General features: G+C 40.4%; 1 protein-coding gene. It reads right to left on the minus strand.

Going from position 1 to position 3210, the window contains the following annotated elements; genetic code table 11:
• Positions 1-107: 107 nt before the first annotated feature.
• Positions 108-2807, minus strand: a complete 2700-nt coding sequence (pbp4b, locus tag BANVL01_RS26370) for a penicillin binding protein PBP4B (protein WP_066093071.1) — start codon at positions 2805-2807, stop codon at positions 108-110.
• Positions 2808-3210 lie beyond the last annotated feature (403 nt).

Genomic DNA, 3210 nt, shown 5'->3' on the forward strand with positions numbered 1-3210 from the left:
AAAAGAGTTTTGTCCAATAGAAGGGGTCTATTGGACAATTTAAGGGGTTTATAAAAGAGTTTTGTCCAATAGAAGGGCTCTATTGGACAATTCCCCTTGTCCCTCCTCTAATCAGTCAAAGCTTCAATTAAAATGTTCACTTCTGTTTCTAGAGCTTGTTTTGCGTTTTTGGTCATATGTTTTTGCAGCCCTTGATTGTTCATGTGCTTCAGGAAGTCCTGAGCACTCTTAATTGCTTGAGCTTTGTGTCCTTTTTTATATTGATCTTCTGACTGTTTAAGACTGTTTGTTAGCTGCACCTTCATAGGTCCGCCTAATTCCCCGGAGTCAGCAAATTTTTTGATGTGTTGGCCTATCAAATCGTACATATCGCTTACCGATACCGTAGTGGCATGCGTAGGATCAGATGGCGCTGATTCACCGACATTGTTGAGTGCGGTAACCTTATAGTAGTAATCTGAACCAGGGTGTAAGCCCGTATCAGTAAAGGAATTTGTCGTTAGCGGTTCGGTATTGATCTTTTGGTAGTCCCCATCACTTGACGTTGAACGATAGACGTTATAGCTGTCCGCTCCGGAAACGGTTTTCCAGCTAAGATCAACTGTTTTGATGCCGGTTGCCTTTGCAGACAATGATGTCGGCGCAGCGGGACTGTATTGCTCTTTGTCCGAGATTAGGGAATCGTAGACAAGGGCAGAAATTGGAACTAAATTAGCGATTGGAAAATTCGACCCGGCAAATCCATTTGGAGGACTGACAACAGGCGAATGCCTTAAGTTAGTAAGAATCGTAATACTCATATTATAAACTGGATCGATAATCGTTAACGTTCCTGTCCAGCCTTGATGCCCATAGGTGCTTCGGCTCGGACCCCAATTGAAATAGTAATAAGCAGCAGCGCTTTTTGAATGTACCCTCCAGCCCAAGCCAGTGGTTGATGCGTCTACCTTGTTTGGATCGGGATCATATGGTGTAGTAAATTCATCGGCAACTTCTTTCGTGAAAAATTGTGTTCCGTTATAAATACCGCCGTTCAGCATAAGCTGTGTTAAAACGCCCATATCACCTGCCGTCGAGAATAATCCGGCATGTCCGGCAACACCTGCCATCGAGTACCACGCCTTCTCATCATGGACCTCACCTTGTAGCGTATATTTTCTGATATTAACCGGTGAATTGTCCTCCAGTTTTCCGAAATTAATAAAACCATCACGGGTATTTCCATTTAACTCTGTTGCCGCAATTTGCGATTTTGAAAAGCCTTTTGTTAATGGGTTAAATACAGAGTGCGTTAAGCCCATCTTATTATAAATATGCTTTTCCACATATTCGTCTAATGGCATTCCGGTAATCTGTTCAACTAGTAAACCTAGAATCATAAAATCGACATCACTATAAGCGTACGTCGTTCTAGGAGTATATTGCAATGGAGTTTTACTAATGACGTCGATTATTCCTGTGCGGTTTGTATGGTCATTGGTTTGATACCATAAGTCACCTGCAGAATTCTTATTTGGATATTCCGGATCCGGAATAAGTCCGCCGTAGTGATGGAGGATATCACGGATCGTAACCGTTTCTTTTCCAGTACGTGGTGTTTGATTCAGCCCGCCGCTGCCACCTAGTGTCCACTTACCGGTGTAAACAGTATAGCTATCTTTAAAGTTTTCCCAGCCAGGAAAAGAGCTTAGTGGCCGATCTAAGTTTAATTTCCCCTCAGAGACGAGTTTTTGGATGGCATAGTTTGTTGCATACATTTTCGTGTTCGAAGCCATATCAAATAACGAATCTACTTTTGCTTCTTCCCACTCAGATTTAGGCAAAAGGGCCGCAGGTTTATAGGCACCATCCACAAATGGTGTATCATACTTTTTCAAATAGCCATACGCAGATTCTTTGACAACTTTTCCATCTTTGACGACAATCATCGCTGCCGCTGGAAAGCCATCCTTTACTTGTTGATTAATATAATCATCAATTTTACTTAGTTTTTCAGAAGAAAAGCCTACATCTTCTGGAGCATTGGCTCGGGTTACTTGATCATACGCTACGTTCTGTTGCTTGAGCAAAAGTACCTTATTATTGTCAGCGAGGACGGCTACTTGAAATAATCTCTCGATGTAGCCTATCGATAAATAATAGTTGTTCCCATCTTTATATCCGTCTACGTCATGGAAAACGAGGTCGGTATAGGCAGAGGTCATATTTCCAGTCACATTAGAACCGATTCGGTTCGTATTAATATTGATTTCAAAATAGTCACGATCATGGTAGATGGATAAAATGTCGGTGGTTCCAGTATTCGCGCCGTCAAATTTGTACGTGTTCTTTCCATATTTATAAGTCAGATTTAATACATCTTTTAAATCTTCAACGGCCACGTACCCTTTATTGTCCTTCTTAGTAATAAGCTTAGGATCGATGGCAAGAGGTTCATTGTATACGCGAGCGTCGCCATCAATAAGCCAGATTTCAGCTTTTCCGTTTTTGGCTCTTACAAATCTTTTATCTTCAGGAAAAACGCTGTCTTCTTTTACGACAACTCCTATGTATGCATTGTCATCGATGTTTGGAACATTGTAAGTCATTTTTAGTCCGAATCCATCCGTAGTCTTTTCTGACACGGTACCTTTTACCTGACCATCAAGAGAAAACGCTTCCAAACTTCCTGTGTAGTTTCCACCCTTTTTATGATAGTGGACGATGAGTTGCGAATTTATCGCTGCGAAGATGGGAGAGCTGGTTGGAATAAAGGTTAATAGCATCGAAATAATTGTCATCATGGTTACGAGCCCTTTTCTTGTCAATGTTTGCACCTCTTTCAATTATTTTTCCGTGGTCATTTGATTAACTGAACTAGATAATGTTGGACGCTAATCACTTGCCGGCAATCGTCAAAAGGCTAATCTGATCGAGTTTTACCAGTGGACATCACTCCTTGAATAGTTTTCTATGATTCATCTCCGGCTCAAAAAGCACGAGAATAAAACCACCTTGTTCGATTAATTCGTACAACAATAATTACCGTTATATTCCGATTATATAGAATATTATTTCATAAAAGAAGGTTTAATTGTGAAATTTTATTACATTGGTTCCTTTGTACCATTTTTCTGTTGTTCTATTTTTCTGTTATCGTTTTAGAAAAAAATTACCCTTTTAGGATGGGCTTTTTCATTTACTTTCCACTTTCTGCATTTTACTGTCCGG

Source organism: Neobacillus novalis NBRC 102450 (assembly GCF_001591805.1).
In the GTDB taxonomy this organism is placed as follows: Bacteria; Bacillota; Bacilli; order Bacillales; family Cytobacillaceae; genus Neobacillus; species Neobacillus novalis.